Source organism: Stieleria sedimenti (assembly GCF_025060895.1).
Lineage (GTDB): Bacteria > Planctomycetota > Planctomycetia > Pirellulales > Pirellulaceae > Stieleria > Stieleria sedimenti.
Window position 1 is genome coordinate 103,687 of record NZ_JANZKV010000042.1, and the last position, 12,176, is coordinate 115,862.

At 54.8% G+C, this 12,176-nt stretch carries 11 protein-coding genes and 1 pseudogene; 9 read left to right on the plus strand and 3 right to left on the minus strand.

Translation table 11 applies throughout. From position 1 onward, the window contains the following. Position 1 precedes the first annotated feature (1 nt). From NZK35_RS06645 to NZK35_RS06655, 4 genes are all read left to right on the plus strand, one after another. Positions 2-763, plus strand: a complete 762-nt coding sequence (locus NZK35_RS06645) for a methyltransferase family protein (RefSeq protein WP_259631792.1) — start codon at positions 2-4, stop codon at positions 761-763. An 83-nt stretch (positions 764-846) separates the two neighbouring features. Further along, positions 847-1,176 carry a response regulator gene (locus NZK35_RS06650; RefSeq protein WP_259631793.1) on the plus strand — a complete coding sequence of 110 codons (330 nt, stop codon included), beginning with the start codon at positions 847-849 and terminating at the stop codon, positions 1,174-1,176. Between the two features lie 36 nt (positions 1,177-1,212). Next, positions 1,213-1,419 carry a BON domain-containing protein gene (locus tag NZK35_RS34845; RefSeq protein WP_407699770.1) on the plus strand — a complete coding sequence of 69 codons (207 nt, stop codon included), beginning with the start codon at positions 1,213-1,215 and terminating at the stop codon, positions 1,417-1,419. 49 nt (positions 1,420-1,468) lie between these two features. After that, positions 1,469-3,064, plus strand: coding sequence for a cation:proton antiporter (locus NZK35_RS06655; protein WP_145214782.1), 1,596 nt, complete (start codon positions 1,469-1,471; stop codon positions 3,062-3,064). A gap of 132 nt (positions 3,065-3,196) precedes the next feature. On the opposite strand, the gene NZK35_RS06660 is transcribed toward NZK35_RS06655, so the two are convergent. Beyond that, positions 3,197-3,562, minus strand: coding sequence for a hypothetical protein (locus tag NZK35_RS06660; protein ID WP_145214780.1), 366 nt, complete (start codon positions 3,560-3,562; stop codon positions 3,197-3,199). Positions 3,563-4,317: 755 nt separating this feature from the next. Between NZK35_RS06660 and NZK35_RS34625 the strand changes: the two are divergent. The 5 genes and pseudogenes from NZK35_RS34625 to NZK35_RS06685 form a co-directional block, all read left to right on the plus strand. Beyond that, positions 4,318-4,446: pseudogene (locus NZK35_RS34625) on the plus strand (carbon storage regulator); the annotation flags it as partial. Positions 4,447-4,461: 15 nt separating this feature from the next. Then, entirely contained in the window at positions 4,462-4,929 is a 468-nt protein-coding gene (locus NZK35_RS06670; protein ID WP_259631874.1) for a response regulator transcription factor, read from the plus strand. Next, positions 4,929-6,413 carry a PP2C family protein-serine/threonine phosphatase gene (locus tag NZK35_RS06675; protein ID WP_259631794.1) on the plus strand — a complete coding sequence of 495 codons (1,485 nt, stop codon included), beginning with the start codon at positions 4,929-4,931 and terminating at the stop codon, positions 6,411-6,413. The genes NZK35_RS06670 and NZK35_RS06675 overlap by 1 nt, the downstream gene beginning before the upstream one ends. Positions 6,414-6,864: 451 nt before the next feature. Further along, complete coding sequence (locus NZK35_RS06680; protein ID WP_145214774.1) at positions 6,865-9,372, plus strand: heavy metal translocating P-type ATPase; 2,508 nt, start codon at positions 6,865-6,867, stop codon at positions 9,370-9,372. Between the two features lie 190 nt (positions 9,373-9,562). After that, entirely contained in the window at positions 9,563-10,804 is a 1,242-nt protein-coding gene (locus NZK35_RS06685; protein ID WP_259631795.1) for a DUF4062 domain-containing protein, read from the plus strand. A 3-nt stretch (positions 10,805-10,807) separates the two neighbouring features. On the opposite strand, the gene NZK35_RS06690 is transcribed toward NZK35_RS06685, so the two are convergent. Both NZK35_RS06690 and NZK35_RS06695 read right to left on the minus strand, forming a co-directional pair. Beyond that, entirely contained in the window at positions 10,808-11,629 is an 822-nt protein-coding gene (locus NZK35_RS06690; protein WP_259631796.1) for an anti-sigma factor family protein, read from the minus strand. Between the two features lie 78 nt (positions 11,630-11,707). Beyond that, entirely contained in the window at positions 11,708-12,172 is a 465-nt protein-coding gene (locus NZK35_RS06695; protein ID WP_259631797.1) for a hypothetical protein, read from the minus strand. Positions 12,173-12,176 lie beyond the last annotated feature (4 nt).

The window sequence follows — 12,176 nt, forward strand, 5'->3', positions numbered from 1 at the left end:
TATGCCCCTCATTGAAGAATTTGAACGATCTGGTGTTTGGCTGTTCCGTTGGCGCAGCTATCTTCCATTCGCTTTCCTACCGCTGATCTTCGTCGCCGCGACGCGATACCCGACGATCGAAACGAATCCGAGTTTGCATTTCGCTTGGGGCATCGTCAGTCTCTGCGTTTCGTTGCTTGGTCTTTTCATACGATGCCATACGGTAGGGCATGCGGCAGATGGAACGTCCGGTCGCAACACGAAAGAACAGATTGCCGAGTCACTGAACACGTCTGGGTTCTATTCAGTCCTTCGGCATCCGTTGTACCTCGGCAATTTCCTCATCGCGCTTGGGATTGTGATGCATTCCCTTTCGCCATGGCTGATTGCGATTTATGTGATGTCTTTTGCGCTGTACTACGAACGAATCATGTTTACCGAGGAAGCATTCTTGCGGCAGAAGTTCGGGCGAGTGTTCATCCGGTGGGCAAATCGCACCCCCGCTTTTGTGCCTCGAATCATACGGTGGCGGAGCGCGGAACTGCCAATGAATTGGCCCAAGGTGATTCGCGCCGAATCAGCGGCAGTTGCTGTGATCGCATTGGCGTTCCCTGGATTGGAATTCGTGATGCACAGGATGCAGCAAGGAAAAGTCGCCGTAGAAACCTCGTGGTATCTCGTCTTCGGTGGTGGGCTAGTGCTCTATGGCATTGCCCGCATTATGAAACGTCAGTTTCGTCGTTGGGCGAAGTTCGAAGAAATCATGGCTAGGGTGGGCGAATAGCAAAACGAAACGTTTGTGTTGACAAGACAATGAGAAGAGAGGATATGCAAGCGACGATGTTAGAGGCAAGAAGAACCGTACTCATGGCCATTTCTGATTCGACGCTTCAATACCAATATTCATCGCGTCTCTCCAGTGAGGGATTCAACGTAGCCAACGTTTCTGACGCGAATGAGTGTCTGGATGCTTTACGCTGCCGAGCGTTCGACATTTTGATAGTGGAAACGGAACTTCCGTTGGGGCAAGGCGAAGGCATCATCGAGGTGTTGAGGAATGACTCGCAAATTCAAGCGGTCCCGGCAGTCATCATTGAAATCCCTGTGGATTCAAGAAAGGGCCACAGACGCAGCAACGGCTCCCCGCTTGCAATCGAAGAACTTGTTCAGGTTGTCGAGAGTCGCCTACGCCAATAAGCTCGTTGAGTCGTTACCCAAGATTCAGGAATCGAAGTGATAAAAAACTACATCGAAACGCGAATCAGCAAGTCTCTAACGAGGTCGGGATTCCCAAACTCGACTGTCACGGTGGATTCGCATGGGATCGCCGAACTGACAGCATCAGTTTTGGATTTGGACGATCGCGCTCTCGCCATGGCAATCGTTAGCACGACGCCGGGAGTCACCGGCGTCAGAAATCAAATCAAGGTTTTGCAATGACGAATCAAGCTGCAGCAAACGATGGCAAGCTTCACGGATCGACGCATCCATGATTGGTGCAGCTTATCGAAACCCTCTGCCGATGGTCTTCATGATTCTCAGCCTTATGCTGGCTGGGATGATGAGTGACCTCGTCTGTGATGCCGCCCCGATGCGTTCGGTCAAAGCAACCGAATTCCCGCCAGCGGAGCAGAATTCAAACAGGAACGTAGACGCAAAAGACAGCATTGACGCTCACAGCCCGGAAGACCATCAACTATCATTTTCACCCATCCTGCTCGAGCTTGGGATCATTATTGTGCTTGCCGCCTCAGGCCGATGGGTCGCCGAACGAGTCGGACAGTCGTCCGTGTTGGGGGAACTGTTGATCGGAACGCTATTGGGGAACATCGGCGTTTGGTTAGGAATTCCGTTCTTTACGCTGGTGATGAATCTGGGCGATATAATCCCGTTGTTCAGCGAAGTCTGGCTTTCCGGCGAGTCCGTGCCTCTGGCGGCCGAACAGATTTTCGGTGCCGATGCCGTCAACCAGCACGGAAGAACCGCCCGGTTGATTACGATTGTGACCGGGGAAGAAGGACCACGCTACATCGCAATGGGTTTTGCGATTTGGCTGTTTTCGGAGCTAGGTGTCATTCTGCTCTTGTTCATGGTGGGATTGGAGTCCCAGGTCGATGACATGCTCGCGGTCGGTTGGAGAGCATTGCTGGTTGCCGTCGTCGGAGTCACTATCCCATTTGTGCTAGGTTACTTTGCGAGCCGGTGGTTGCTGCCCGAGTCCCCGGTTGTAGCCCATCTTTTCTTGGCAGCAACGCTTTGTGCGACCAGCGTTGGAATCACCGCTCGCGTCCTGCAAGATTTTAAGAAAACACAGACTCGAGAAGCGAAGATTATTCTCGGCGCGGCGGTCATAGATGACATTCTCGGCCTCATCTTGATGACGGTTGTTGTCGGAGTGGCATCCACTGGGGAAGTTGATGTGCTTAAGATAAGCAAGATTGGTTTGCTGTCGACGCTTTTCCTCGTCGCAATAATTCTGTGTGGCGGAAAGTTCGTTGGATGGATGATTCCCGTGTTCACGACTTTTGGGGGGCGTCATCTCAAGCTATTGTTTCCGCTCGCGTTGGCATTCCTTCTGGCTTGGGTCGCGGGGATCATCGGACTGGCCCCGATTGTAGGAGCATTTGCGGCAGGTTTGATTTTGCGAGAGGACCATTTCAAGTTTGATTCACAACACTCCATGGAAGGCTTAATCGCGCCACTGGAAAAGATATTTGCTCCCATCTTCTTTGTACTGATGGGGATGCAAGTCGATCTCCGATCGTTCACCGATATCAACACTCTGTGGCTTGCGTTGGGCCTGAGTGTCGTTGCGATCGTCGGGAAATTGGCCTGTGGTATTGTATCTGGACGTGGGGCGGATCGTTGGACGATTGGGTTGGGGATGATTCCGCGAGGAGAGGTCGGACTCATTTTCGCAAGTATAGGCAGGGGATTTGGCGTTCTTTCTGGCTCGCTGTTTTCCGCCGTCGTTGCCATGGTTATCGTCACCACGCTGATGACTCCGGTCCTACTCAAGAAATCGCTTGCCCGAATCGGCGATGACACGATGCCCGATTTGCCCGAACTCGGAAGAGGGGCGTAAATGAAACCAGCAATTGATACACGAAGGCTTTGGAGAACGACAACCGCATCGCAGGCTGTCCTGCGATGCCGTCGCGGTCTATTCGTCGTTATCCGCGCGGTCGTAATTAATTGCGCAGATGGCTGGCTTCGATCAGTGATGACCGCCGATTCCGAGATGCAAACGTCCTACGTCGAGATGCACACCACCGTGGCCGCGATGAGCCGGTTGGTACGCGCGGTAGTTCGGTGCGTAGTGGCCACCACCATAGCCGAACGAGGACCGGCCGTACCCCGAACCATAGTAGGGAGTAACGACTCCGTGTCCGCCATAGTACCTGTGGCCACCGGTGTATCGGTGCCCGTAGTTAACGTGACCGCCACCATGACCAATATACCCGTGGCTGCCGCTGTAGCCATGGCCACCGCCATGATGGAAGTCAGCAGCCGTAACGTCAGCCGACGGAATGAGAAAGGTCAGGGCAGCACCAGCGAAGGCAATCATCAAAAAGCGTTTCATTTTTCAGATCCGTTGGGAGGAGAAGCGGGGGAACATGGGATCGGTAATGCAGGTCGCGTACCAAATCGTAAAACCCCCGTAAAACGTTCGTTTTTTGCGTTTTCGACTCCGGCGAAGAATCGATGGCGTAGTCAATACGATTCGCCAGTGCCGTCGTTGTGGTGTCACCTTGGCATCGTAAGGTGCCTGAGGAGGTCAGTCGGGTGAGCGGGAATTGCTGCTTCCATCACTCACGGCGCAAATGTGTTCGCCACCAAGTTGCGGTGCACCTCGCGGCGGTTCTTGTCCTGATCACGGCGCTGGTCGGCCAGACGCGTCACTGCCAATGTGGTCATTCAAACGACGCGGCAACACGCTGCTGCGCAACCGCTTCGCCGGCGACGATGTGCGGCTGCCATACTGCTGCGGCAACCACGACCAATTCCGAGATGTCGACGTCAGGCCTCCCGTGTTCATGCTGCGAGGCCAGCCCGTTGGCCTATGCGGAGTCAGCTCCGTCACCGCGGCGGGCCAAGGTATACGCCCAGTACTTCTTTCTCGCGCGAGTGGATCACGCAGTGCTGGTTGCATCACGACACCAAGACGGGCGGATCGCTGTCTGGTTTGAAACGCCTCCGAAGCTTTGTGCGCGGCTTTGTCGTTTTTTGATTTGAGCCACTTGCTCGATCCAAAGCACAGCGTCGCCCGGAAATGATTCCGGCATCACAACACTCACGGCGGAATGATCCCGTCTACGCCTCAAGGAATTTCAAACCATGTTGGTTCTATCAAGAAGGGTTGGACAATCGATTTGTTTGCTCCGTTCTGAAACCACGATCACCATCGCGAAAGCAAGTCGCAGTCGAGCGAGACTGTCGACCGACGCTCCTCGTGAAATCGCCATTTGTCGCGGCGAACAAGTGTCACCCGATGACGAAGACACGGTCGTCGAAGAAGGCATTGCCACTCATTGGCGACTGGAACCCAAGTCTCGTGAGACGCACACTTTGCCCTCTCGTTCCGAACAGTCGGACCCAGCGAATGTTTTGGTGGCCATCACTGACGCCGACGAACGTCGTCGCTATGCCGATGCCTTTCGCTACGTCGGTTTCGGTGCGAGTGAAGTCACCGATGGAATATCTTGCTTGTCAGCGCTCCGTTCCGGCGCGTTCGACATGTTGGTTATTGACCAGCACTTGCTATGGGGTAGCGGTGACGGTGTTGTCGAGGTCATGTACCATGATCCTTCGATTGACCAAATTCCTGTAGCGCTGCTCAGTTTTCCTTCACCGGATGAATCCCCTGAAGGTTCTGCGAGCCGCCTGCGCGCGTTCGGTTGCACCGAGATTGTTCACATCGTGCAACAACGCCTTGCTGGACACGATTGATGGGCGACCGCGTGACCAAGAATCACCGTCGGGCCTACCCGACGGTGTCGCTGTTGCTGGTGGCAGTCAATATCCCACTCGCCCTTCTCGTTGGCCTCTTACTGGTGACGGATTACCGACGAGAGATGCGGCGTGCCACTGATGAACGACGAATCACACTCAGCGACGAAGCGGGTGTGATCGGAAGTGCGTTGTTGCGTTTGAGTGATCCCGATGATACTGCGGCAATCACGGCTTTCCTGGAAAGCAGTTGCGCCGAAACCGCTGGTCCGGACTCGCCGGGGCATTGGATCGACGTCCGCTGGAATGGATGCAAGCTGCACACCCACACCGGCCCGATCGATTCAACCGTTTCGGTCGACGCGCCAAACTTTAGCCTCGAGGTGATCGCGGGACGATTCTCGTCAGGATTGCTAACGGTCGAAGTTTCGGAGTTGGCCGCAGACATTCGACGAAGTGTTCGAGGTGAAATCCTGATGCACGTCAGTTGGTTGTTGGGCATCGCGGCGTTGGCGGCGGTAATTGTCGATGTGGTGCTCGTGCGGCTGATCGCTAGACCAACGATGCAGCTTGCCGCATCAGTGATACGACTCGGTTCGAAACAATTTGAGGTCGAACCGACTTCATTCCTCAGTTTGGAATTGAATGATTTGAGTGAATCAATTTCCGCGATGGCAGATTCATTGAATGCCGCTCAAGCGAATCGGGCGACAGCGATGAAGCGAGCCGAACAAATTCAACGCAACTTGCTCCCCAACAGAATTGACGTTCCCGGTCTTCGCATCGCAACGCACTACCAACCCGCCGAAGAAGTTGCCGGTGACATCTACGACGTGATGAAGCTGCGCGACGGGTCGTGGTTGATCTACGTCGCTGACCTTGTCGGCCACGGCATCCCAGCCGCTATGAGTGCCTCGATTCTGAAATTAGTCATCGACTCGGCTGCAGTCGGCTGTACCGATCCCGGCGAACTGATGGGACGCGTAAATCGAGCCCTGCCGCGTTACTTAGCCGAAGATGGCTTCGCAACCGCAATCATGTTGCGTTGGAATGCGGAATCAAAAGAGTTGAAGTTTGCCAGCGCGGGTCACGAACCCATGCTGTTGATTCATGAAGGAGAAATGCAGTCGATCGAAGCGACCGGCTTACCCCTTGGCGTGGACGAGACGTTGGATTGGAAAACAGAAACGATCCAGCTCCATCACGGCGATCGCTTCATGCTGCTAACCGACGGGATCAGTGAAGCGACCAATGAATCAGGCGAAATGTTTGGCCGCACACGAATCCAGCAGCTCGCAGTGGACGACGGCCACGCTTGTATCGCGGAACTTGCTCGCACGTTTGCCGATCGGGTCAACGCGCACATTGGCGGTCAACCTTCTCAAGACGATATTACGCTGCTGGTGGCCCAGTGCCTGGAGCACGACCAGCAATCACAAACCAATCAACTTCGACTCGACGGACAAGGACGGAGAATTCAATGAGTCGCTCTGCGTTACGTTTTGCGTCGCTGTCGCGTGGAGCCGCCGCTGCAATTCAACTTGCCGCGATATCGCTTTTGTGTGCCGCCGAGCCAACACGTGTTGCTTCGCTTCCTACTAACGCTCCTCACGCCAGTAGCCTGTCGCAAGAAATTCGCAACACGGCAGATCGTGTTTCGCACGGCTAGGTGCACGACTATTCCTTGCGAATTAAACCTTCCCGAATGAACTCAGAGTCCGCTGATGCCACACGTAACCAAGGGGAGTATTTCCTACACCGAAGGCTTAGCCGTCGCAATGGCAGTAGTCTGTACCAATGGGCACGCCATTTGCATCCTTGACCATTACGAACGAATTCGCGAACGATCCGACGCGGAGCAACCGGTGTTAATGCTGATGCACTCGAATAAACGCAAGCATTTAGTCATGATCGGAAACAATGAGAAAGAAAAAGATGAATAAAGAAAAAATGCAACTGGGCCTTTTGCTGCCGACCGTCGATTCGGCGGATGATGCCTGCGTCGACAGACTGGCGGACTTGCTGCAAGCGAAGGCTGGCATTGATTCGGTTCACGCGATTAAGAGGGGTACCGAGACGCCCGATCGAATTTGTATTCACTACGATCCGAGTGTGGTTTCGACTGGCGAAGTGCGAGATCTCGCAAAGCGTGCCGGTGCGCAATTGGATCAGCGTTATGGGCATTGGCTCAGTAAGTTGCGATCAACACACGCCCGCCGAGCCTCCGCGATCGAGTCGCGATTAGGACGGGTAGACGGCGTCCTTGAAGCGGTCGTGTCACCCGATGGCGCTGTTCGCGTCGAGTACGACAAACGGACCACCAGCGAATCCGCGATCGCAAAGGCTCTGAACGAATGGACCGGCGAAGCAGCGGACGTTGTCGGCGATCACGCCGGCCACAAGCATGATGATGAAGGTCACGAGGCGGAACACGATCACTCGGGACACGACCACGCTCACGGCGGTATTTTTGGTCCCAGGTCGGAATTGATCTTCGCAGTCCTCTGTGGCGTGTTGTTGCTAGTCGGATGGTTGATCGAATCTTTTGCGCATCTCAACGAATGGATTTCTTTGGGCTGTTACATCGCGGCCTATCTCTTCGGCGGCTACTACACGGTCACCGAAGCAATTGAAAAAATTCGAGCTGGTAAATTTGAAATTGACTTCTTGATGATCGTCGCCGCCGCAGGTGCCGCGTCGCTTGGTGCCTGGGCCGAAGGAGCGTTGTTGCTGTTTCTGTTCAGCATTGGCCACGCCTTGGAAGGCTACGCGATGGGAAAGGCCAAGCGTGCCATCGAAGCGCTGTCGGAACTCGCGCCTCGAACCGCGCGTGTGCGCCGCGACAGCACGGAAACTGAGGTTCCCGTCGAAGAATTGGTCGTTGGCGACGTCGTCGTGATCAAACCCGATGAACGCGTCCCCGCCGATGGCTTCGTGATCGCTGGTGAATCGAGCATCAACCAAGCACCGATTACCGGCGAGAGTGTTCCCGTAGACAAACGCCCCGTCGATGACGTTGACGCCGCAGCAGCTGATCCCGAATCGCTTTCCGCCGAATATCGTGCGTTCGCTGGGACGATCAATCAGTCCGGTTCCATCGAAATCCAAGTCACCAAGACGGCGTCCGAGAACACACTCGCCCGCGTTGTTACGATGGTCAGCGAAGCGGAAACGCGAGTTTCACCGACTCAGAAGTTTACGAAGAAGTTTGAGCGTTACTTTGTCCCATCCGTCATCACTGGCGTTGTGTTACTGATGTTTGCACCGTTGGTCATCGACGAAAGTTTCAGCGATTCATTTTATCGAGCGATGGCTGTTTTGGTCGCAGCAAGCCCCTGTGCCCTGGCGATCGCAACACCCAGTGCAGTTCTGAGCGGAGTCGCCCGAGCAGCTCGCGGAGGAATCCTTGTCAAAGGCGGCGGGCCACTGGAAAGCCTCGGCAGTCTCGATGCGATCGCGTTCGATAAAACCGGAACACTGACCGAAGGCGAACCCAAAGTGACTGACGTTCGCACCACCGAAGGTGTCGACGAATCGGAACTCTTGCGGTTTGCGATCGCCGTCGAAGACCTCAGTAAGCACCCGCTCGCCAAAGCCGTCGTCCGAGACGGGAGAAAGAAGCTGGAAGGAGGGGAGTCTGGTGAGCCGACGGCGCTAGCCGCGGGTTTCATCCCTGAAGCGACCGATTTGAAGAGCATTACTGGACGTGGGATTCAAGCGACCGTCGAAGGCGAATTGGTTCACATTGGCAAGGACGACTTATTCGCAGAGGTCGATGGTCCACCGCTTCCCGATAGCGTTCGAACCATCGTCGAGTCACTTGAAAAACACGGACGAACCACCATGATTGTTCGTCGCGGCGACCGTTATCTCGGCGTCATCGGACTGATGGACACACCGCGTGAAGCATCGAAACGAACAATTGCACAACTGCGTCAACTCGGCATTCAGCGGATGATCATGATCTCCGGAGATAATCAGCAAGTCGCCGACGCGGTCGCCAATGAAGTTGGTCTTGACGAAGCACGCGGCGACCTGATGCCCGACGACAAAGTCACGGAGATCAAGAAGCTGCAAAGTGAAGGCGGCGTGGCGATGGTAGGCGACGGCGTCAACGACGCCCCTGCGATGGCATCCGCTTCGGTCGGCATCGCCATGGGAGCCGCCGGCAGCGACGTTGCGCTCGAAACAGCCGACGTTGCACTGATGGCCGACAACCTCGACCATCTCCCACTCGCTATTGGACTCAGCCGAGCCACCCGCCGCATCATCCGCCAGAACCTATGGATGAGCCTCGGCATGGTCGCCTTTCTCGTACCGGCAACAATCCTAGGTCTCAACATCGGCCCCGCCGTCGCCCTCCACGAAGGAAGTACCCTCGTCGTCGTCTTTAACGCGCTGCGACTGCTCGCTTACCGATCGATCTCAACGAACTATGAATGATCGAGCAATAACTGCTCACCTCGTCATTGATTTGTTTGACGCCGTCGCTCGAAGCTCAGTTGCGGCGTGTCATCGGTCCGTCGGATTTATCGTACATGAACTCCATAGCGAACCTGCAATGACAGGGCGTTGAGTGGCGTATGCTGCCAGCGTTACCAACTTGCGATTGCTGGGACTTTAGCACGATGGCATGCTGGAAACTGACCTTCCGGAACCGAGTTTTCTTGCTTGCTATGGCTGCCATTTCCGGAATGCTCCAATACAATCATCGTTTTGTTTGATTCCTGCAAAGTTTCCTGCACGATGCAAAAACTTCCTCTCTTCAAAGGCGAGTATCGAGAATATGCAAAACGGAATCATCGTCCGTGTATTTATAGCCAGCCCCGGCGATGTCCATCTTGAACGGGAAGAGGCTTGCCGAGTCATTCAGGAATGGAATGCCGCCCATTCTCTGCCGCGATCCGTAATCGTCGAGCCGATTCGGGTTGAGACCCACTCGCGTGCTGTGCAGGGTGGGCATCCGCAAGACTTGATTAACGCTCAATTGCTGGAGCGTTGCGACCTGCTCGTTGCAATCCTATGGTCGCGTCTCGGAACGCCAACCGCGAAAGCCCTGTCTGGCACGGTTCAAGAAATCCATGAGTTCTCCGAGACAAAAGGCGATGACAAAGTCTTGCTTTTCTTCTGCGACCGCCCCATTCCCAATGCGGCTGATTTGGAGCAAGTCCAAGCAGTCCGCTCGTTCAAGGACAGCGTAAAAACCGACGGATTGTATCTTCAGTACACGGAAGCAGAGGAATTCGCTCGTCTGTTCCGACAGCAACTCGATCTGACAATGAATGCGATTCTCGACAGCAACGAATTTGCGGTGATAACCGCTGAGTCAGACCGCCGCGACGTAACGCTTTTACCAGAAGCATGTTCCATTCTTGCCGTTGCATCCGTGGCTGACAGCAGTCGAATCCTCCTGTCCCGAATGCGAGCTGGCCACGAGTTATCTGTGGGTGGCATCTGCCTCACGAATACTGGTGACGAACGTTCCGAGGCCAAGTGGGAGGGTGGCTTGGAGCAACTTGAACAATGCGGTTTCGCCGAGGATCTCGGGTACAAACGAGAGGTGTTCCGTTTGACTCGGAGTGGATACGAAGCCGCCGATGAGCTTTGGCACATTTTGCTGCTGCGCCGAGTCAATTCTTTGCAACAAGGTGAATACGACTACGTCGACGTAAGCAGCTTGGCCGAAGATGCGTTCAACGGCTGCAGAATAGCCGTTCCAATCGTCCGCGAAAAAGTGAATGCTCTCGGAGAGATCGAAGCTCTGGAATTGGTCGCCGGCGACGGGGGTACGACTGCAGTCCGACTCAATGATAAGTCTCGTAAGACTCTGCGCGAACACGAGTGGCTTAAGTTCGCCAATCCTGACGGCGGATGAAATTTACGAAAGGATTTCGATGAGCCGGGCCAGTTCGTCGGTGTCTCTTACGCCGATAACAGTCATCATGCGGGAGCCTACTCGCCATGAGGCGGCGAGTTGCCCGTCAATCTGCGTAACTCGACAAATGATTCCGGCACACTCGATCTGGATGCGTGGATCTTTAGAAAACCAATCATTCACTTTACACTTGTGCTCGAAGACCGCCAGATGCGTATGGTCTTTGCGCTGCCAAAGGGCTTGGACGCATTTGCAGCAAGGCATGTCCAGCACCATCAACTCATCGCATACGAAACCACTGGGCGGTGTGTCCACGTTGCGTGGACGGTAACCGACCAGTTGCGCGGCCTGGTCGGGTAATATGGAGCGACCCGTATACGTTTCTGCTAGGTGCTGCTGAGCGAGCTCAGGGTCTGTTTCAAATAGGTCCAGATACGCCTGGAGCGGTTCATGATGCTGACGATTGGTGAACGCTACCCAGTATAGACCGACCGCAATTAGCGTGATGGCTGCGGTGGATAACATTGTCCACCGCCATCGAGATTGCTCTCTCGCCACGGCGGTCGGCGCGGTTGGCAGAGCACGCTGATCGAAAGATCGAGGCGTTTCGTCCAATTCCGTTGCGATGCGTTCCCAAAGCAATTCTTTAGGCGTTGCGGCCAGAGACAGCTTTCGGATCGCCTCGGAAACCGCATCAAAAAAGGTCAAGTGCTCAAGACAGTCGGAACAGCCCTTGATGTGACGATCGACATTGATTTGCTGTTCGCCAGATAGTTCACCGTCATAGTAGTTCGACAATAGTTTGCTGGCTTGTTGGCAATCCATATGACTGCTCCGCGAAATATCTGATGATGCGCCAGATGACTTGGCTAGCCCTTTGGATGGCGGTTGCGCCGCGACCCTTCACGCGAATGCCCGTTTTTTCGACGAACCAGCAGAACGAAAACTCCTGTGAGATTTTGTGAAGAAGTAAAGCCGTCTGGGCATCAAAACCAAGGAAAGACGAACGACGGCGGAAACGTTCTGCCAAAACGTCTTGGTTCCCAATCCCTGACGACTAGAGGTGGAAGTCATGTTGTTGAAATCAGTAGCAGCCGGTGTTTTGGCTCTTGGAATCTTTGGCACCGCCGCGTTGAGCGTGCCGGCATCCGATTCGGCCCCCAGTGCCGTGGTGCAAGCCAATTCGATCGAATCGACCGAGTTGGTCGGGAACACGTGCTGTGCAAAGCGTGCGTACTGCTGCACGATCAAGCGTAGTTGCTGCGGCAGCTCGGTAATGATCCAAAGCGACGACCAGTAGCGGCGATGCAGGTTCGCGAATCGCCGGAAGGAATCTGGGCGCTTCTGGCGAAGTTTCGCTTCCGACAACGCC

Coding starts and splice junctions, on each gene's coding strand:
- NZK35_RS06645 (WP_259631792.1), top strand. CDS start 2: ATGCCCCTCATTGAAGAATTTGAACGATCTGGTGTTTGGCTGTTCCGT.
- NZK35_RS06650 (WP_259631793.1), top strand. CDS start 847: ATGGCCATTTCTGATTCGACGCTTCAATACCAATATTCATCGCGTCTC.
- NZK35_RS06655 (WP_145214782.1), top strand. CDS start 1,469: ATGATTGGTGCAGCTTATCGAAACCCTCTGCCGATGGTCTTCATGATT.
- NZK35_RS06660 (WP_145214780.1), bottom strand. CDS start 3,562: ATGAAACGCTTTTTGATGATTGCCTTCGCTGGTGCTGCCCTGACCTTT.
- NZK35_RS06675 (WP_259631794.1), top strand. CDS start 4,929: ATGGGCGACCGCGTGACCAAGAATCACCGTCGGGCCTACCCGACGGTG.
- NZK35_RS06680 (WP_145214774.1), top strand. CDS start 6,865: ATGAATAAAGAAAAAATGCAACTGGGCCTTTTGCTGCCGACCGTCGAT.
- NZK35_RS06685 (WP_259631795.1), top strand. CDS start 9,563: ATGCTGGAAACTGACCTTCCGGAACCGAGTTTTCTTGCTTGCTATGGC.
- NZK35_RS06690 (WP_259631796.1), bottom strand. CDS start 11,629: ATGGATTGCCAACAAGCCAGCAAACTATTGTCGAACTACTATGACGGT.